The sequence below is a fragment of the Acinetobacter legionensis genome (assembly GCF_048551735.1).
GTDB lineage: Bacteria > Pseudomonadota > Gammaproteobacteria > Pseudomonadales > Moraxellaceae > Acinetobacter.
On sequence record NZ_JBIMBV010000008.1, the window covers coordinates 18694 to 38088 of the forward strand.

Genomic DNA, 19395 nt, shown 5'->3' on the forward strand with positions numbered 1-19395 from the left:
AGTATAGTTTAGCCTACAAAAAGCATATCATGGTTTGGATTGTCAAAGAATTCTAAGACTTTACCGCCACCACGTGTTACACAAGTTAAAGGATCTTCTGCTACAACAACAGGTAGACCTGTTTCTTGAGCAAGCAACTTATCTAGGTTACGCAGTAATGCACCACCACCTGTCAGCACAATACCACGCTCAGCGATATCTGAAGATAACTCAGGTGGAGTTTGCTCAAGTGCCGATTTCACAGCAGAAACAATACTTTGTAATGGATCAGAAATCGCTTGGGTAATCTCATCTGAGGTAACCGTAATCGCACGCGGTACACCTTCAGCAAGGTTACGACCACGAACTTCAATTTCTAAAGTTGTGCCGTCAGCAACAGCCATACCCACTTCTTTTTTGATAGTTTCAGCCGTTGTTTCACCAATTACACAACCATGTGCTTTACGTACATAGTTAATAATTTGTTCATCAAAAACATCACCACCAATACGTAAAGAATCTGCGTACACACAACCTTGTAAGGAAATGATGGCAATTTCAGTTGTACCACCACCCACATCTACGACCATAGAACCACACGCTTGCTCAACAGGCATACCCGCCCCAATCGCAGCAGCCATAGGCTCTTCAATCAAACGTACATCACGTGCACCTGCGTTAAACACAGCTTCACGAATCGCACGGCGTTCTACCAATGTTGATTTACATGGTACACATACCACTACACGAGGTGCAGGTGGAAATAAACGTTTTTCATGCACTTTACCAATAAATTGATTTAACATGGTTTCAGTAACTTCGAAATCTGCAATAACACCATCTTTCATCGGACGGATTGCAGAAATATTGGCTGGGGTACGACCAAGCATTTGCTTAGCATCTAAACCTACAGCTGCAACAATTTTCTGCGAACCACTGTGACGAATTGCCACAACTGTCGGTTCGTTTAATATAATGCCCCTTCCTGGTGCATAAATAAGTGTATTTGCAGTACCTAAATCAATGGCTAGATCTGGCGAAAACAAGCCAATTAGTCGTTTTAGAATCACGGGTCGTTCTCAGTTTAAACTTTATATGGACGCAAGATGGCAACTTTAACTAAATGTGATGATTTGAACAAGTCAATCGCTTATTATAACGCACGATATTTTGAATTTTTTTAAAACTGATTAGGTGAGACATCATGTCAAGTTCAGATGTTCAGCATTCTGCAGAATTAAATGCACAAACTGTATCGCAAATCGCCAATCTTGCTCGATTGTCGCTGAATGATACGCAATCTGCTGAATATGCTCAAAGTTTAAATAAAATCTTAGGAATGATGGAGACCTTAAAAGCGATCAATACCGATGGTGTTGAGCCACTTAAGAGTCCATTTGATAATCCGCAACCACTTCGTCCAGATGTTGTGACTGAAGTGAATCATCGTGAAGAATATCAAGCCATTGCTCCTGCAACTCAGGATGGTTTGTACCTTGTTCCGAGAGTGATTGAATAATATTTGATCAAATGAACTTATTTTAAAAAATTAATCGTAAAGAATTGTACTCATGACTGATTTACACCGTTTATCGATTCGTGAAATGACAGAAGGCTTAAAATCTGCCCAATTTTCATCTCGTGAATTGACTCAGCATTATTTGGATCGTATTGCGAAAATTGATGATCGTGTCAAATCGTATGTAACGGTCACTCCCGAACAAGCGTTGGCACAAGCTGATGCTGCTGACAACTTACTAAAATCTGGAACAGCTGGCGTATTGACTGGTGTTCCACTGGCGCATAAAGATATTTTTTGTACCCAAGGGATTAAAACCACTGCGGGTTCAAAAATGCTGGACAATTTCATTTCACCTTATGATGCAACTGTAGTGGCAAAAACCAAAGCAGCTGGCCTAGTGACTTTAGGTAAAGTGAACATGGATGAATTCGCAATGGGTTCAACCTCTGAAAGTTCATTCTACGGTGCGACTAAAAACCCATGGAATTTAGAACATGTTCCTGGAGGCTCTTCTGGTGGTTCGGCTGCTGTTGTCGCGGCTGATCTTGCACCGCTGGCAACAGGTACCGACACAGGTGGGTCAATTCGCCAGCCAGCTTCTTTCTGTGGCTTAACTGGTCTTAAACCGACTTATGGCCGTGTCTCTCGTTTCGGGATGATTGCGTTTGCATCATCACTGGATCAAGGTGGCCCAATGGCACGTTCTGCTGAAGACTGTGCTTTTTTGATGAACACCATTGCTGGACATGACCTCAAAGATTCAACCTCTATCAACAAAGAAGTGGATGACTATGTTGCAAACTTAAATGCAACAGCTGTGAAAGGTTTACGTATTGGTATTCCAAAACAATACTTCAATGTTCAAGGCCTCGATACAGAAGTTAAGACACGTGTTGAAGAATCGTTGAAAAAATTGCAAGACATGGGCGCAACGTTGGTTGAAATTGACCTCAACATGACTGAAGCCTATGTACCAACTTATTATTTGATCGCACCTGCGGAAGCATCTTCTAACTTGTCACGTTATGATGGTGTTCGCTATGGCTACCGTTGTGAAAACCCAACAGATATTTTAGATCTCTATAAACGCTCTCGTTCAGAAGCATTTGGTGCAGAAGTACAACGTCGTATCTTGATTGGTACTTATGCGCTTTCTGCTGGTTATTACGATGCTTATTATGTGAAAGCACAAAAAGTTCGTCGTTTAATCCAACAGGATTTCTTAAAAGCTTTTGAGAATGTCGATGTCATTGCAGCACCATCTGCACCAACGACAGCATACAAAATCGGTGCGAACTTGAGTCCAACCGAAATGTATTTAGGCGATATCTATACACTTGCGGTGAACTTAGCGGGCTTACCAGCCATTAACGCACCTGTTGGTTTTGATACGAATAATCTCCCAGTAGGTTTACAGTTAATTGGTAACTATTGGTCAGAATCACAATTGCTTTCAATTGTGCATCAATATCAACAAAATACAGATTGGCATACTAAACGTGCGGCAATTGCTGAGGAGAATGCATAATGACCGAAGCTCAAAAGTTAGCACCGTCCGTGTCAAAGCTGATTGACGGTTGGGAAGTCGTTATTGGTATTGAGATTCACACACAGCTTGCAACTCAGTCTAAAATCTTTTCAGGTTCATCAACTGAATTTGGTCAAGATCCGAATACTCAAGCCAGCCTTGTTGACTTGGCAATGCCGGGTGTACTTCCTGTGCTAAACCAAGAAGTGGTTGATCTTGCGATTCGTTTTGGTTTGGGGATTGATGCCTATATCGATCAAGCCTCTGTATTTGCGCGTAAGAACTACTTTTACCCAGACTCGCCAAAAGGCTACCAGATCAGCCAGATGGACAATCCTATCGTCGGGCTAGGTCATATCGACATCCAGCTTGAAGATGGCACAGTGAAGCGTATAGGCGTGACCCGTGCGCATTTGGAAGAAGATGCAGGTAAATCAATTCACGATCAATTCGAAGGCATGTCTGGTATCGACTTAAACCGTGCTGGCACACCTTTACTTGAAATCGTGTCTGAACCTGATATGCGTTCAGTTGAAGAAGTTGTTGCTTATATCAAATCGATTCACACTTTGGTGCGTTGGTTAGGGATTTCTGACGGTAATATGGCTGAAGGTTCATTCCGTGCTGACTGTAACGTATCGTTACGTCGTCCTGGGCAACCATTTGGTACCCGTTGTGAGTTAAAAAACCTCAACTCATTCCGTTTTATCGAACAAGCCATCAATGTTGAAATTCAACGTCAAATGGACATCTTGGAAGATGGCGGTCGTATTGATCAAGAAACCCGTTTGTTCGATCCGAACAAAATGGAAACACGTTCAATGCGTTCTAAGGAAGAAGCCAACGATTACCGTTACTTCCCTGACCCTGACTTGCTTCCAGTGATCATTGCCAATGAGCAAATCGAAGCTGCTCGTGCTGCACTTCCTGAGTTACCTAAAGCGCGTCGTGCGCGTTTTATCGAAGACTTTGCTGTGACTGAATATGATGCACATGTACTGACTCTATCTCGTGAATTGGCTGACTTCTATGAAGCGGTTGTTACTGCTTCTGGCGGCGCGGCTCAAGGTAAAGTTGCTGCCAACTGGGTGATGGGTGAGTTCTCTGGTGCTTTAAATAAAGCCAGCCTTGAACTTCAAGACTCTCCTGTTTCAGCAGAACAACTGGGTGGGATGATCGCACGTATTGTTGACAATACCATTAGCGGTAAGATTGCTAAGCAAGTGTTTGGCTTTATGTGGGAAGAAGGCAAAACTGCAGATGACATTATTGCTGAAAAAGGCTTGAAACAGGAAACTGATACAGGTGCCATTGAAGCCATTATCAAAGAAGTGCTTGCTGCCAATGAGAAGATGGTTGAAGAGTATAAATCTGGTAAAGAGAAAGCATTCAACGGTCTCGTTGGTCAAGTAATGAAAGCCTCTCGTGGTAAAGCCAACCCTGCTCAAGTCAATGAATTGATGAAGAAATTGATTGGTTAAGCTGATTTAATTTTAAAAGAAAACCCGCTTTAGAGCGGGTTTTCTTTGTTTAAAGTATTTATATGTTTAGTTTTTAAAATTTGGGAGACATTTAAATCTATTATTTTCTCAAAATTTTGTATCTGGGAACATACCTTCAGCCTACAAAAGTACTCGGTAAAACAACACCTATTTCAGCAAATTTATAGTCTTGAATATTTCTCGTCACGATTTTGCTACAACCAAAACTCAACGCAGAAAAATATTGAATTGCATTTTCAAAATCAGAAAACTTAGACACCAGTGCTTGAGAAATCCCAACATGATCAACAGGGATAATCACCAAAATTTTTAAAAGTTGTTGAATAAAAAGACGCGCTTTCTCATCACCGCCCAATTTACGCAAAATATAATAAATATTGGCAACACTGTTCGAAGAAATGCACCCTGTAAAATGCCCTTTCTCACACAACGCTACAACAGTTTGACTTGCCTCAACAAAAGGCTGACGCGCTAAAGCCACATCCAAAATTACATCAGAATCAATAAATATCCGCTCGCTCATTTATGTTTTTCCATACGAGCCTCAGAAAGCAATGCCTTATAATCTTGCCCTTGGTCTTGAATGGCAAACATCCCTGTCAAACGTCCAGTAATAGGAGCTTGAACATCACTCGAAATTTCAGTGTGTGCTGAAATACGATCTAAATAAGCTTCAACCAAACTCGAAACACTCTGCTCATGTTCCTGAGCAAAAAGTTTCGCCCGTTCAATCACTTTTTTATCTATAGATAAAGTCAATTTCGCTTGCATAAGATTTCACCTCATACGTATCATTTAATTAATTATACGTATTGGTTAATTTTTAACAATTAAATTTTAACCAAATGACACAACGATTGATTTCGCATACCTAACTTATTTCTAATATCAGAAAGCAAAAATCATCTGCTATTTTTAAACTATCAAAGCGCTCTACGTTCAGGTTCATACTGATAAATAAAGACCGTATATGTATCGGCAAGATGATACTATTCAAGAGCGATCTTATAGTTCATAAAATATATACCCTTAGTTTTTAAAATCTCTCCCAGATATCCAAATAGATTATTTCTTTTCAATGTCATTTTTTTGTGAGAAGGTACCCAACCCTCTCCCAGAGGGAGCTTCATATGATCTTAATAATGCTATTCATCCAATAATGAATGTTCTCCCTCCGTTTACGAGATGAGGAGCGCTACTGATCATTTATTATTAAACCAATAATCCCATTTCTCACGATCAACGCCAAACTGTCCTTGCCACCATCGTGTTGGATAGTTCACATCATCATTTCTAATCGGTCGGTGCTCTCTTTCTGGATATGTCACATATTTTTCAGCATAGCCAAAATGCTTGTCATCATGCAAAATACTAATCACTCCAAAAATCTCTAAAAGCCCCAAACGCTCATCGTCATTGGACTTGAGTACTTTAGAAATACTCTTTTTAAGTTGAGCTATTCTGTCATTGGGTTGAGCTGTCTCTATTATCGTTTTGAGTTCATTGAGAATGTTGTAATCTTCATCGCTTGGTTCAACGACAGGAAATTTAAGAAATTGTTCCAAATCAAATAAAACAGAAATCAAATTATCGGTACAGCTTCCATGTTTGTATTTAAAGAAATTGAGTGTATTAAACTCAATGAGTCTTTCAAACTCATACGTATATAGCCCACAAACTGCACATATATTTGAGTTTGGTTCTGGACTGGAAACAAAGTGATGTTCAATCAAACTTTTACCAATACAGTAACTTGATAAAAAAGATCGATACTCCAATCGTCTTGTACTTAGACTGTAAATAAATGCATCCACCACAGATTGCTTTTCAATTTGATTAACTGCTGTTTTTATTCTTCGACAGATTTCATTGTGACTTATTTTTTCTTGTTCAAACATAACGGAATGGCTTTTTGCATATTCAAACTCATCTTCAGTAATGAATTGCATGTATGTATCCCAATAAAACCAGCTCTCTAAATTTTGATCCTGCGAGCTTTTAATGGTTTTAAGTAAAATTTTGACTGCTTTCTTGTCCATGTTTATTTATCTATTCACTTAATTTTTTAATTCAACATCTTACATATATCATGATAATGATTTATCCCACTCTACGTTCAGGTTCATACTGATGAATAAAGACTGTATATGTATCGGCAGGATGAACCACCTGAGCATGATGTAAAGCATGTGCGATATTGCCTCTATGGTATGTTCCATGATTGATGATATGAAAGAAGATCTCTTCTATTGAAAGACTGCCCGTTTTTTTATCTATAAATTGAAAATGAATAATTTCAGCAAGTTGATTCGATGGAATATTTTGGACAAATTCAATAAACCATAAATGTGATTCAGCAATTCGATGCTTAAGTTCATCTAAGGAGGGTAAAAATTCTGTATTGGTTTGGGTGTGCAATGCTTTTTTGTTTTCTAGTCGAGATCTAAATAGCTCTTCGACAATGATCATATGATTGAATTGTTGCTTGGCAAAATTATAATCTTCTAAATATTGCACTTGATTGATCTGATCTACGGCTTTAAATAACCGCTGATCCGACCATTGTTTATATAAAAAGAGTTTTTCAAAATTCATTAAATTGACCTAAAGCTTTCTTTGAATCAAATCATCAAGATAGCATGCAATCACTGAAAAAAACCAATCTTTTAAATATCCTCAAATGCCACGTTTTTACACACAAAGACTCAATTTAGCTTTAATAAGCTTTCTTGATGCATTTATTCCACTCCCCAAACCCTTTCAATAATAAGAAGAGCTTCGTTGAAATTTCTATAATTATTTCAATTGAATCATCAAGACTCCCACTCCTTTAAACAGATAAGAAGTCTTGCTCTGTAAAGGTAAAGTGATTTATGGACGAATCACACCCAACTTATTCCAAATATCAGGGGTTAAAAAAGTCATCACCAATTTATTTAAGTCGATATAACGCAATACACCCTGTAACTGTTTTTTCACTTCAGGGTTTTTAATAATATCTTCACCTGTCGTACGACCTAGCTCTTGGAAACTGTCACCTACTGCTTGCACACCTTCAGCGGCAATCACTGCTTTGGTCTGTGCGGCACACTGCTCTACAATCACCCGTTGTAAAACCTGAGCAAACTTTTGATCGAGTTGTGTTCTTTGTGCATCACTAACATTACTCAATGCTTTTAGATCAGGGTGTGTAGATAACGCAGCAAAGGTCCACTGTAATACTGTAGTTTTATCTGTTGCTGTGGTTGCTTTTACCAAACAATCGCTAAGTTGATCAACGGTTGGTCCTGCGACAGCAAATTGTGCTGTTCCCATTAATGCCGTCGCCATAAATACAGAACGACCCATATGGGAAAATTTAGAATACATTGAGGAGAAAATTTGGCGTGACATAAACAAAGTCCAATTCGAAATTAAATCCTTTGTATCACAAGCGCTACCTATTCGCCTGTTATGACTCTGTAAACAACCACTAATGAAAATAATCTTGTTTGCTGTGCTAAACTCGATTCAATATTTAGGTTGTATTTAAAAATAGAAAGCATCTCAAATTTCAAAAATAAAATACTTTCTTAATCCATCATCTAACTTAAACTGATTAAAGATCTAAAAGACCAATATCTCAGATCTCAATCGATAATCTATATTCAAAAACCTACATTTGTTGGATTTTTTGACATAAAAAACAATCCTCATGGTCATTAGTTCATCAATAGCACATACGTTTTAATAAGATATGCCATAACTGTTTATAGGGAAATATATATGAAAATGGTTCAAACTCTCACAATAACTACTTTATTCGCACTTTCAATACCTGCTTTTGCAAAGCAAGTTGTATGTGTTTTTGATCCGGTTGGTAAAGCAGGTGATGCATATGCCCTAGCTAAAGATTATGCACTTGAAGCAAAAAATTGGGGTGCTGATATAGATTTAAGAGCCGTTACTGACGAAAGGCTCGCCGCAGAAGACTTAAAAGTGGGTAAATGTGATGGTGCCATTATCAGTGGTTTACGTGGGCGCCAATTTAATAAATATATTGGCTCCTTAGATGCGATCGGTGCATTAACGGATATGAAAACAGCCATTTCAGCCTATAAATTATTGTCTTTACCTCGAGCAGCGGAGAAAATGGTCAATGGTCCTTATGAAATTGCAGGATTAGGTACAATTGGCCCAGCATATCTTTTTGTAAATGACAAAAATATCAATACTTTAGCAAAAGCTGCCGGTAAAAAAATTGGGGTGTTCCGTTATGACGAAGCGCAACCAAAATTGGTTCAACAAGTGGGCGCACAAGCTGTTTCTGTTGATGTCACCAGTGCAGGCGCTAAATTTAACAATCATGAAATTGATATTCTTCCTGCACCTGTTGTTGCATTTAAACCTTTTGAGCTCTATAAGGGCCTAGGAGAAAAAGGCGGAATTGTAAAATTTCCACTGACTCAAATTTCGGCCAATTTTATTATTCGCAAAGACAAATTCCCTCAAGGCTTTGGACAAAAATCTCGAACTTGGGTCGCGAGTCAATTGGGCAGAACATTTAACATCGTAGCAAAATATGAAAAAGAAATTCCCGCAAAATATTGGATGAATATCCCAGCCAATGAACAACTAAACTATATCAAAATGATGCGTGAATCTCGTATTGCACTGACTAAATCAGGTATTTATGATCCACAAATGATGAATTTCCTCAAAAAAGTTCGTTGTAAAGAGAATCCGAGTAGTTTTGAATGCTCATTAAATGATGAATAAAGCTTTTTGTTTATTCGGGTATTTCACTCCATTGAGATGAAATACCCCATTCCATTACTTAATCTGCTTTAACATATGTTTGGCAACAGCATGATTTTGATTAGCCGCCAGATTCTGTAAAATACGTTTGGCTCGATCTTGCGGATTAGAAAAACGCTGACTGTAACCCGGCACATTGGTTAAACATCTTGCCACCATTACACCTGATTCGGCATAGACATTGATTCCACTTGCCCCATGCAAGCGTCCATAATTATAGGCGCGTTCTGCATTGTTACAGGCATTGATCTGATTTTGCCCCCGCCCTAAATCCTTACGCGCTGATGTATATAATTGCATCTGTTGTGATTGCGGTGTAGTCACGATTTTTTCAGGCTGAAGTCTTTCTTTTACTTCATCTGCAATTGTGGCGACTGGCTTTTTTTCTTCCACGACTTTAACAGGGACAGTTTTTGCTACGTTGTTGATAGCAATATTTTTTGAATTGTTCGTTTTTATATCAGTGCTTTTTGCATCACTGCTTTTTGAATGACTATTTTTAGATTTCTTTTCTTGGGTAACTGTCGCCATATTACTTTTGTTGTTATAGAATTTGTTAAGCTCATCCAAAGATAAAACTTTGGTTTGCAAATTTACAACTCGAGTTCCAGTTTGATCAAGTTTACGCTCAGATAAAGGTTCGATAGATACATACCATTGCTGACCATTACTTTCAGTACATTGGTATGCACCGATCCCCTGTTTAACACTGCTATAAGTATTTAATAATTTTTTTGCCCAAATATCCTTAACCGAACTCATTGTGCTTTTTTGCACTTGAGAAAAATGACCACCTTTGGCACTACAATAACGGTTTAAGTAACTTTTGGGTGTTAAAGACTGCACCTGCTGATCACTTTGCTTTGATCCCCAATCATAAACATATTCTTTAGATGCGCTATTGTTTTCATTAATATTGTACTTCTCAATGAGTTCTTGAGCAGAAGCATATTGTTTAAAAGCGTCTGATGTTGATGTATTCATGGTTGTACAACCCTGCAATACAAAACCTACCCCACTCAACAATAAGAATATTTTTAAATTCACCTGACATTTCTCAATTATATTTATGCATAAAAATATCTTAAAATACTCAAAACAACAAACTTATTACATTGAATTTATTAACTATTTATCGAAATAAAGTGATAAAAAAGTCACAAAAAAAATGATTAGAGATAATCAATTAAGTTAAAACTTAAAAAGCTCTATCTAGACATCTATTCCATTGCGATTTATTTATACAACATGTGAAAAAAATGTTAAAAAGCTGCCAAGTGTTGATACAGCTTGGCAGGCTTTTAGGTCAGATTATTACCAAATGGTCACGCGTTTATTGGCAGGTAAATACATTTTATCGCCCTGCTGAATATGAAAAGCATCATAAAATGGCGCTTGATTTAGCAAGGTAGCATTGCCACGAACTTTATCAGGTGAATGCGGATCTCTTTTTAAGAATTCAACTTGCATTGCATCAGTAATTTTAGAACGCCATGCTTGTGCCCATCCAATATAAAAGCGTTGTTCACCTGTTAAATTATCCAATACTGGCGCAGCCTTGCCATTTAAAGACAGTTGATAAGCTTTGTAAGCAATTGCCAATCCAGAGTTATCTGCAATATTTTCGCCTAAAGTTAACTCACCATTGACATGATAGCCTTTGATTGGCTCATAAGCGTTGTATTGAGCAACCAATGTATTGGTTTTTTCTTTAAATTTTCGATGGTCTTCTGCCGTCCACCAATTTTTCATATTGCCCAATTCGTCAAATTGACTGCCTTGATCATCAAAACCATGACTGATTTCATGTCCGATAATTGCACCAATCGCCCCATAGTTCACTGCATCATCGGCATCCATATCAAAGAATGGGGGTTGTAAAATCGCTGCTGGAAAGACAATTTCATTTAAAGAGGCATTGTAATACGCATTGATGGTTTGCGGTGTCATGCCCCATTCATCACGATCAACAGGCTTGCCCAATTTATTTAAGGCATATTGATGTTCAAATTCACGTGAACGGATCACATTTCCAATCAAGTCATTATTTTTGATTTCTAAAGCTGAATAATCACGCCATTTGTTTGGATAACCAATTTTCACCGCAAAACTTGCTAACTTTTTCTGCGCTTGAACTTTCGTTGTTGGACTCATCCAATCCAGTTTGTCTATGCTTTGAGAGTATGCTTTCATTAAGTTTTGCACCAAGACTTCCATGCGTTGTTTTTTCTCAGCAGAAAAATACTTTTTCACATAAATCTGGCCCAGACTTTCACCTAAAGTTCCTTCAACCAATTGCACACCACGCTTCCAACGTGGTTTCTGTTCCTTGATTTCTCTGAGCTGTTTGCTATAAAAATCAAAGCTATTGTCTACGAAAGCTTGACTAAGCAGTGATGAAAAATCACTGACTAAATGAAATTTAAAATAAGCTTTCCAAACCTCTAATGAGGTATTGTCAACAATTGGGCCTAAACCTTTGAAGTAACTCGGTTGAATGACTTGTATGGTTTTAATCTTATCGGACAATTCTTGTTTTTCTAGATAAGTTTGCCAATCAATTTTTGGACTAAGTTTGGCTAAGTCTTGCGTTTTATAAATATTATAGAGTTTTGTTACATCACGGTTTTGGACATTACTCCATTGTATCTTGGCGATTTGAGTTTCTAATTTTAAAATCCCTTGCGCATGCTGGGCGGCTTGCTTGTCTCCAGCTAGGCTTAAAGTTTTTTCAATATACTTTAAATATTGCGAACGGATTTTCTTAAATTTGGCATCATTTTTTAAATAATAATCACGATCAGGTAACCCTAAACCACTCTGTCCAAGCATTGCCACCATTTCAGTTGAATTTTTCATATCTTGGTCAATGCCCACATCAAAAGGGCTGGTTACACCAATACGTGAAAAATGTGCGGCCAATTGCGCAATATCTTTTTTGCTTTTCAATGCATCAACATTGGTAATTTCCGCTTGAATCGGCTGGATCCCCAATGCTTCAATACTTTTTTCATCCATAAAATTAGCATATAGACTTGCCACTTTTTGCTCAGAACTTCCTTCCACCAATTGCTGTTTTGAAAGCTCATCGACAATGTCATGCAATTGTTTTAATGATTCTTCATGCAAAATATCAAAAGTTCCCCACCGTGATTTATCTGCAGGAATTTCAGTATTTTTCAACCATCCTCCATTTACATGTTGATAAAAGTCATCATTTCCTTTTATATTTTGATCAAAATATTGATGATCAATCCCCGATTTTTTTTGATCTTTCACAATAGCTGAAGTGGTTTGAGTGATTTGCCCTGTTGTTTCAGCCCATACTGGTGCAGATGACAACATGATTGCAGATGCTAAAACACTTTTTACAAATCCAAATTTCAAAGCGATATCCTCAATTTTATTTCTAAGGTTTGAATTTAAAACAATAATAGTAATCTTGAGCTCAGACTTTATGTGTAGCAAAAATGCAATGATTCACTGATTTTGTTTTCAAGATAGAATTTCACAGCATAGATTATTCCAAAAAACTCAATTTAAGCCTAAATCTTTAATCACTGTGAACAGCATCAACATTCAAAATATATAAATCCACTTATTTAGCTGGAGCTTTAGTAAGTCAACCTATAAATTAAGCGAGCAAATTTAAAATATGTTTTAAACGGATATTTTCAGCAGCCTGCTTATAGACTGCATAAATTGGTGCAATACACGGCGTATCCGCTTTAAGCGCTTTGTAAATAATTTGCTTGTTCCAAAAATCTCGAATGGCCTCTGGAACAATCGACAAACCAATTCCAGCTGCAATCAGATTTAAACTCGACGTTAAACGTGGGGCTTCTTGAACAATCTTTGGACTAAATCCAGCCTGATAACAGCTGGCCAAAATATTATCAAACAAGTCTTGTCCTGCTAAACGGCGATACAGCACAAAATCATAAGGCTCTAAATCAAGTAACTGGATGGCATCTGGATGTTCAGCTAAGGGATGATTATTGGGCAATGCCACAATTAAGGGCTCATCAAGTACATGCAAACTGGTGAGTCCCAAACCAATCGGTGCAGGCTTACGCAAAAAAACGATGTCATTCTTTTCATTGATGATCGAATCAATCAGGGAGCTACTGCCATCTTCTTCCAAATGAATAGACACCGCTGAAAATACTTCACGAAAATTACGCAGTAAAGCAGGTAAAAAGGAATGTAAGCCAACTGAGTTGGTAAAACCAATATTGATTTGCCCTTCCAAACCTTTAGAAATATTTTGCACGCGTTTGGGGATAGCCTGAGCGTGTGCAAGTATGGTAAGTGCTTCTTGGTATAAGGCCTTACCCGCTTCAGTTGCCTCTACGCCACGCGGTAAACGCTTCAATAAATCCGTATCTAATTCATCTTCTAAGTTTTTGATAATTCGTGTTAAAGGCGGTTGCTGCATATTCAAACGTACCGCTGCCCGAGAAATATTACTTTCCTCAACCACAGCGATAAACGCATTAAGCTTATGAATATCAATCATCTTTTCGCCTCAATATCGATCTTTTCATTTTTTCGTGCTAATCCACGTTCAAAGCATACTTTTTAGGTATGGATAACAGCAAAAATAGCATTTTTCTTTATGACTCAACAAGCAGATAATCACATTCAAGCCAAGTACATCACAGCAAATTGAAGAGGTCTAAATGAATACTGAAGCAATCCCAATGGAACAATCCATGACCATACCCAATTGCAAAGCATTATTTTTAGGTTTTATGAAACTTGGCCTCATGGGATTTGGTGGGGTACTTCCTCTCGCACATCGTTTAATTGTAGAAGATCAGAAATGGTTAACATCTGAAAAATTTACCGACTTGTTGGGTGTCTGCCAAATCTTACCTGGTGGAAATATTGTAAATATGGCAGTGGCGATTGGTTATGACTTTGCTGGAGTAAAAGGTGCGATGAGTGCGGTATTGGGTCTTATGCTGGCCCCGACCATTATTGTCATCTCTTTGTACCAGTTATATAGCAGCTTTCAAGATATTCAAATGGTACAGCACATGATTCAAGGTTTAGCTGCCGCTGCTGCAGGTCTACTGTTTGCTACAGGTTTTAAGATGTTAAAACCAATCATGAAAAGTAAGCTGACCTATTTCACCATTATCTTGACCATTATTTTTATGCTGTTGATTAAATTGCCCTTGGCACTGACGCTGTTGATTTTAGTCACCGTGAATATGGCAGTTTTAGCATTTAATCAAACTAAAGTGACTCAGGAGTAAAATAAGATGTATGTTCTCATCGCACTGACTTTAGTGTTTACTCAACTGTCTTTATTGGCCTTTGGTGGCGGGAATGCCATCTTACCTGAAATGCAACATCAGGTGGTTGTGATTCACCAATGGATGACTGCTGAGCAATTCAGCTCTATGTTTGCAATGGCGCAAGCTGCACCCGGTCCCAACATGATGATTGTTCCTTTAGTGGGATGGCATGTCGCTGGGCCAATGGGACTGATCGTGACGTCTTTTGCGAAGTTTGGTCCGTCTTCAATCATCACCATTTATGCACTTAAATTTTGGAATAATTTTAAAAGTCATCCACTGCGGGCGAAATTTGAAAAGGCGTTAAAACCGATTACAGTCGGTTTGGTTTTAGTCAGTGCTTGGATTATTGCCCAAGCCTCTGCTCAAAATATTTTACTGATTGCAATCGTCGCCATCACCATTTGCCTAAGTCTGTTTAAGAACGTTCACCCAGTTTGGTTAATGGTGATTGGTGCTGGTACAGGTGCTTTAATTCTATAGATATTGATTAAGACCGCCTATACAGGTTCATTCATAAAAATTCAGACAAGACATCTTCCTCCCTCTAAGCAGTGCATCACACAAAGCAAAGAGGGAGAAAATTTATAATATAATATGAGATTTAAATCGCGACTGCTCTATATAGCTTAATTTATCTATTTTACTGCTGGTTTTCTAAATCACGTTCACGACAAGAAAGCTCATAATATTCTGCCGTTGGTAATGCTTTCAGTTTAAAACCATAATAATTACTGGCATCTGACTCTACTTTGCTTAACGAACACTGATTAGTTTTGGCAAATTGAGTCAAGAGTTTCATATCACTCTTTTTAGCTAAAACAGCTCCCCAGCCCTCACTGACACAACAACCAGCATACTGTGTCATATATTCGTCTGATAGGAGTGCAACTGTTTGCCCCATAAATTGAAGCGGTTTTTTTAATTTATATACATCATTATAGTCATTTCTTGAAATATCCGGTTTTTTATTGATTATCCCCTGCTTTTGCATCTTTTTAAAGCTTGGAAACTGTGCAGATGCCTCGCCCATTCCTCTATACACTGTTTCTTCTACTGCAGCATAGTTGCTCATAGCAGCAGTCGCGATCACTAAACCCAATAGATACTTTTTCATATTTTTCTCATTCATCACTGAATACAATTTTTATTACAGTTAAGTCTGTTAAATTAAGACTAAAGCCGTATAAATTCAACTTAAAACTGCAACTAGAGCATGCTATTTTACATGAAATAAATCATAAAATTTAAACAAAAGGTGTAAAAATGTCTAAACAAATTCTAATGTTAGTGGGTGATTATGTAGAAGATTATGAAACCATGGTTCCTTTTCAGTTCCTCACTGGATTAGGCTATAGTGTTCATGCAGTCTGCCCTGATAAAAAAGCTGGCGATACAATTGCAACAGCGATTCATGATTTTGAAGGTGAGCAAACCTATAGCGAAAAACGTGGTCACAACTTTGCAATTAACTATGACTTTAACCAAGTCAACAGCGACAACTACGTAGGATTAGTGATTCCGGGTGGCCGTGCACCTGAATATTTACGTATGAATGACCGAGTAATTGAAATTGTTCGTGAATTTGATGCGATTAAAAAACCAATTGCCGCTGTTTGCCATGGCGCACAACTGCTTGCCGCAGCCGATGTATTAAAAGGACGCTTATGTTCCGCTTATCCTGCATGTGCCTCAGAAGTTAAACTTGCAGGCGGGCAATATGCAGATATTGCAGTCACTGAAGCAGTCACAGATGGACACCTGGTAACAGCGCCAGCATGGCCAGCACATCCTGCTTGGTTAGCCCAATTTGTTAAAGCGCTTGGTGCAACGATTACTTTATAAAATTTAAAACTGTCTAAGCTAAGATTTCCGCTGAGAGAAAACTTAGCCTTATACAACAGTGAAACTTTAAAAATGTTTAGGCTACATAAAGACCTATCAATGTTGCGTTTTTTAACGCTGTATCTCAGCAAAGCGCTTTGCGCTGTGCAATAATTATTTATAGAATTTTATGTTCAAACAATAGGTTAGTATAAAAGTGGAAATCATTGAATTACTCCAACCCGTTACCTTAAATAAAGATAATTTAGAACCAATTACCATTAAAACAGGGACTTTATTAAAGGTACTGATGGTGAATCCATCCTCATATCTTGTTGGTGATGAGTCAGGTGTTTCGTTTCTAGTTAATTTCTCAGAAGAAAATCGACAATGGAAAAAGATATAAGCTTTCAATTCGGAATCAGGATAAGGCTCAGTCCATAATTAATCACTGTGATAAATAAAATATAGGTTTCATATTTTACAATTTATTAGTGTAAAATTACACTCAAACACAACCAATATTTGATAATTTATAAATCAAAATCATACACTTCAATTCAAAACCCCATCTAAATTTTGCATTTATATCATCCATAAAAAAGTTTAAAAATTATGTTTTATTTGTATCTTTCTGTATGTTAATTGATAATAATAATGATTCTTATTTACTAATTTCTATTCTTATGGACAATCTACGTAAACAAACGGCATTAAACATTGCAATAAAATCAATTCTTATTTGCAGCGCTATTTCCCATAGTGCTTTTGCACAAGAGCAAAAAAGTGATGAAGCGAATACTTCTGTACTCCCAACCATTACAGTTAAAGCAGATGCTCAGGATGAAAAAACTGAGGGAAGCGGAAGTTTTAAAGCAAAGTCCTCAAAAAGCTCATCAAAATTAAAATTATCTTTAAAAGAAACACCACAATCTGTAAGCGTGGTCACCCGTGAACAAATTGAACAACGCGGGCTGACCATTCTGGATGATGTTCTTGCCGCAACACCAGGTGTTACCGCCACTAAAAATGACAGTGAACGTTCTAACTACTATTCCCGTGGTTTTCAAATTACCAATAGGCAAATTGATGGTATGCCTGTAGGAGACAATGCTCCCCGCTTTGATAGTTTTTTCTTTGACCGAGTTGAAGTGATCAAAGGTGCTTCTGGCTTAACTGGTTCAACAGGCAGCCCTTCTGCAACCATCAATATGGTGCGTAAGCGTCCTGAAAAAGAGTTTAAGGGCAATGTCAGCTCAACTTATGGCTCATGGGACAATACCCGTGTTGAAGCAGATGTATCCATTCCACTGACTCAAGATGGCAGTGTCCGAAGTCGATTCATGGCAGCGTATACCGATAAAGAATCCTATATGGATCGTTATAAGCTCAAGTCAACAGCCGCAATGGGAATCATCAGTGCAGATTTAACCCCAACAACAACAGCCTCAGTAGGATTTCAATATCAAGACAACGATCCTAAAGGCTCAACGTGGGGAACAGTACCATATTTCAATGCTGATGGAAGCAAAGCAAATTTTCCGCGAAACTTTAGTTTATCTGCGGACTGGAGTTCAATTGCCAATACTGATAAAACCGTTTTTGCCGATCTTGAACATAATTTTGCCAATGACTGGCTGGTTAAAGCAGCGATTGCCCACAGTACCTCAGATAATAGTTGGATGGTGGCTTATGGTGGTAGTGGCTTTCCAGACCCAAAGACAGGGAAAGGCTTAAGTTTATGGACCAGTGTTAGCCCTTATGCTGAAAGTAAAAAGCTCAATATCGATTTGTATGCCACAGGACCATTTCAGTTGTTAAATCGCCAACATGATTTAATTATTGGCTATAGTGGTTTTAAAAGTGAAAGTACCTCATTGAGTGTAAAAAGCAATGTCGAGTATCCAGCAGCTATACCTGATTATCGTAATTGGACAGGTAATATTGCAAAACCAACCTATGAGAAAACCGGAGCTGGAAGTACCAATACCACAGAGCTTTACGGGGTATATTCGACTTTACGTTTAAATCTAGCTGACCCGCTTAAGTTAATTTTGGGCGCACGTTATAGCTCATATGACTATAAAGTTAACAAGTGGGATCCTAATGCCCCAGTTTCTCCTACAAAGCCACGTAACTTTGATCAATTGGTGCCTTATGCAGGGATTTTGTACGATATTAATGATACTTATACGGCCTACACCAGCTACACCAATGTATTTAATCCATCCACTAGACGAGATCGTTTCGGCGATTATCTAGACCCTGAAATGGGAAGCACCACTGAGCTAGGGATTAAAGCAGATCTATTGGATGGTAAGTTATTGACCAGTGCTGCTTTATTTTGGTCAAGTGTCAAAGACCTTGCGGTAGAAGATGTTGAATATCGTGAAGGTGTAAAAAATGGCACTATTCCAAAAGTAGATGAGATGGATACTGCATATATATCATCGGGCAAAGGACTGAAAGTTAATGGGTTTGAGTTAGAAGCCATAGGAAAGATACAGGAAAATTGGAATCTTAGTTTCGGCTATACCTATGTCAATAGTGTAAGTTCTGCAAACGCCAATGCTCTAAGCAATATTCCTCAAAACCAAGTAAAGTTATTTAGTAGTATTACTCTTCTAGAAAATCTTTGGACAGGTTCAGAAAAGCTAACATTAGGTGGTGGATTGAATTGGCAAAGTGAAATCTCACAAAAATGGGGGGGAGCTCCTGTAAATGCCTATAACGGTGGTGTAGTCACACAAAAGGCCTATGTATTGGCCAATGCTTTTGCCAGTTATAAGTTAAGTGATGAGCTGACTGCAAGTGTGAATATCAACAACTTATTTGATGAAAAATACTATTTAAATGTAGGTTTCTATAATGGTGTTTATTGGGGAGAACCACGGAATGTGACTTTCACCTTAAGAGCGAAATTTTAATAAAATATAA

At 37.9% G+C, this 19395-nt stretch carries 19 protein-coding genes; 9 read left to right on the forward strand and 10 right to left on the reverse strand.

Annotated elements, in window-relative coordinates:
* Window positions 1-8: 8 nt before the first annotated feature.
* Window positions 9-1049 (reverse strand): rod shape-determining protein, encoded by a 1041-nt coding sequence (locus ACG9ZL_RS08845; protein ID WP_004717418.1) that lies wholly within the window; start codon window positions 1047-1049, stop codon window positions 9-11.
* A gap of 134 nt (window positions 1050-1183) precedes the next feature.
* On the opposite strand from ACG9ZL_RS08845, the gene gatC reads away from it, so the two are divergent.
* Genes gatC through gatB form a run of 3 tightly spaced genes read left to right on the forward strand, consistent with a single transcriptional unit; the run spans window position 1184 to window position 4510 of the window.
* Entirely contained in the window at window positions 1184-1498 is a 315-nt protein-coding gene (gene gatC, locus ACG9ZL_RS08850; protein WP_336951862.1) for an Asp-tRNA(Asn)/Glu-tRNA(Gln) amidotransferase subunit GatC, read from the forward strand.
* Window positions 1499-1550: 52 nt separating this feature from the next.
* Window positions 1551-3029 (forward strand): Asp-tRNA(Asn)/Glu-tRNA(Gln) amidotransferase subunit GatA, encoded by a 1479-nt coding sequence (gene gatA / locus ACG9ZL_RS08855; RefSeq protein ID WP_336951863.1) that lies wholly within the window; start codon window positions 1551-1553, stop codon window positions 3027-3029.
* Entirely contained in the window at window positions 3029-4510 is a 1482-nt protein-coding gene (gene gatB, locus ACG9ZL_RS08860) for an Asp-tRNA(Asn)/Glu-tRNA(Gln) amidotransferase subunit GatB (protein WP_419359759.1), read from the forward strand. Before gatA ends, gatB begins: the two co-directional genes overlap by 1 nt.
* Window positions 4511-4646: 136 nt before the next feature.
* Here gatB and ACG9ZL_RS08865 read toward each other — a convergent pair whose 3' ends face one another.
* From ACG9ZL_RS08865 to ACG9ZL_RS08885, 5 genes are all read right to left on the reverse strand, one after another.
* Window positions 4647-5054, reverse strand: a complete 408-nt coding sequence (locus tag ACG9ZL_RS08865) for a PIN domain-containing protein (RefSeq protein WP_336951865.1) — start codon at window positions 5052-5054, stop codon at window positions 4647-4649.
* Window positions 5051-5302, reverse strand: coding sequence for a DUF6364 family protein (locus tag ACG9ZL_RS08870; RefSeq protein ID WP_336951866.1), 252 nt, complete (start codon window positions 5300-5302; stop codon window positions 5051-5053). The genes ACG9ZL_RS08865 and ACG9ZL_RS08870 overlap by 4 nt, the downstream gene beginning before the upstream one ends.
* A gap of 431 nt (window positions 5303-5733) precedes the next feature.
* Entirely contained in the window at window positions 5734-6480 is a 747-nt protein-coding gene (locus ACG9ZL_RS08875) for a hypothetical protein (RefSeq protein ID WP_419359760.1), read from the reverse strand.
* A gap of 151 nt (window positions 6481-6631) precedes the next feature.
* Window positions 6632-7126 (reverse strand): DinB family protein, encoded by a 495-nt coding sequence (locus tag ACG9ZL_RS08880; protein ID WP_336951867.1) that lies wholly within the window; start codon window positions 7124-7126, stop codon window positions 6632-6634.
* A gap of 276 nt (window positions 7127-7402) precedes the next feature.
* Window positions 7403-7924 (reverse strand): hypothetical protein, encoded by a 522-nt coding sequence (locus ACG9ZL_RS08885; protein ID WP_336951868.1) that lies wholly within the window; start codon window positions 7922-7924, stop codon window positions 7403-7405.
* Between the two features lie 372 nt (window positions 7925-8296).
* Between ACG9ZL_RS08885 and ACG9ZL_RS08890 the strand changes: the two genes are divergently transcribed.
* Window positions 8297-9289 carry a putative solute-binding protein gene (locus tag ACG9ZL_RS08890; RefSeq protein ID WP_336951869.1) on the forward strand — a complete coding sequence of 331 codons (993 nt, stop codon included), beginning with the start codon at window positions 8297-8299 and terminating at the stop codon, window positions 9287-9289.
* 54 nt (window positions 9290-9343) lie between these two features.
* Here the strand turns inward: ACG9ZL_RS08890 and ACG9ZL_RS08895 are convergent, their stop codons facing one another.
* The 3 genes from ACG9ZL_RS08895 to ACG9ZL_RS08905 form a co-directional block, all read right to left on the reverse strand.
* Window positions 9344-10375 (reverse strand): hypothetical protein, encoded by a 1032-nt coding sequence (locus ACG9ZL_RS08895; protein WP_419359761.1) that lies wholly within the window; start codon window positions 10373-10375, stop codon window positions 9344-9346.
* Between the two features lie 267 nt (window positions 10376-10642).
* On the reverse strand, window positions 10643-12715 hold the full coding sequence (locus ACG9ZL_RS08900; RefSeq protein ID WP_336951871.1) for a M13 family metallopeptidase: 2073 nt from the start codon (window positions 12713-12715) through the stop codon (window positions 10643-10645).
* A gap of 247 nt (window positions 12716-12962) precedes the next feature.
* On the reverse strand, window positions 12963-13847 hold the full coding sequence (locus ACG9ZL_RS08905; RefSeq protein WP_336951872.1) for a LysR family transcriptional regulator: 885 nt from the start codon (window positions 13845-13847) through the stop codon (window positions 12963-12965).
* Between the two features lie 163 nt (window positions 13848-14010).
* Here ACG9ZL_RS08905 and ACG9ZL_RS08910 point away from each other — a divergent pair, with 163 nt between their 5' ends.
* Both ACG9ZL_RS08910 and ACG9ZL_RS08915 read left to right on the forward strand, forming a co-directional pair.
* Window positions 14011-14592, forward strand: a complete 582-nt coding sequence (locus ACG9ZL_RS08910) for a chromate transporter (RefSeq protein ID WP_336951873.1) — start codon at window positions 14011-14013, stop codon at window positions 14590-14592.
* 6 nt (window positions 14593-14598) lie between these two features.
* Complete coding sequence (locus ACG9ZL_RS08915; RefSeq protein WP_004823357.1) at window positions 14599-15117, forward strand: chromate transporter; 519 nt, start codon at window positions 14599-14601, stop codon at window positions 15115-15117.
* Between the two features lie 160 nt (window positions 15118-15277).
* Here ACG9ZL_RS08915 and ACG9ZL_RS08920 read toward each other — a convergent pair whose 3' ends face one another.
* Window positions 15278-15751, reverse strand: a complete 474-nt coding sequence (locus ACG9ZL_RS08920) for a hypothetical protein (RefSeq protein ID WP_419359762.1) — start codon at window positions 15749-15751, stop codon at window positions 15278-15280.
* A gap of 149 nt (window positions 15752-15900) precedes the next feature.
* Here ACG9ZL_RS08920 and ACG9ZL_RS08925 point away from each other — a divergent pair, with 149 nt between their 5' ends.
* The 3 genes from ACG9ZL_RS08925 to ACG9ZL_RS08935 all read left to right on the forward strand — a co-directional run bounded on the left by ACG9ZL_RS08925 (window position 15901) and on the right by ACG9ZL_RS08935 (window position 19385).
* Window positions 15901-16479, forward strand: coding sequence for a DJ-1/PfpI family protein (locus tag ACG9ZL_RS08925; RefSeq protein ID WP_336951875.1), 579 nt, complete (start codon window positions 15901-15903; stop codon window positions 16477-16479).
* A 196-nt stretch (window positions 16480-16675) separates the two neighbouring features.
* Window positions 16676-16864 (forward strand): hypothetical protein, encoded by a 189-nt coding sequence (locus tag ACG9ZL_RS08930; RefSeq protein WP_262086650.1) that lies wholly within the window; start codon window positions 16676-16678, stop codon window positions 16862-16864.
* A 280-nt stretch (window positions 16865-17144) separates the two neighbouring features.
* A complete protein-coding gene (locus tag ACG9ZL_RS08935) occupies window positions 17145-19385 on the forward strand; it encodes a TonB-dependent siderophore receptor (protein WP_419359828.1) in 2241 nt (746 codons plus the stop codon).
* Window positions 19386-19395: the final 10 nt, after the last annotated feature.